At 75.3% G+C, this 283-nt stretch carries 1 protein-coding gene; it reads left to right on the forward strand.

Annotated elements, in window-relative coordinates:
• A partial coding sequence (locus RTN46_RS16760) for a hypothetical protein (protein ID WP_312183121.1) occupies positions 1 to 283 on the forward strand: 283 nt, incomplete at both ends.

Below are 283 nucleotides of genomic sequence, written 5' to 3' on the forward strand. Positions count from 1 at the left end.
GGCACCCGGGCGGGCACCCGGGCGGGCCAGGATACCCGGGCTACCCCGGTGGTCCCGGTGGCCCGGGTGGCCCCGCTGGCGCAGGTGGTTCCGGTCCCGGTCCCGGCGCCTATGCCACTGCGGCTGGCTATCCGTCCGCCAGCACTTATCCATCAGCTGCAGACCAGCAGCGGTCCGCGCCGCAGCCCGGACACACTGCCGGAGGATCGCAGTATCCACCGCCCCCGGGAGCGGCGTACCAGCCGGGTCCTCCCGCGGCGCCAGGACAGGGCCAAGGACAGGG

Origin of the sequence: Arthrobacter sp. (assembly GCF_031988865.1) — a bacterium.
Taxonomy (GTDB): Bacteria; Actinomycetota; Actinomycetes; order Actinomycetales; family Micrococcaceae; genus Arthrobacter_B.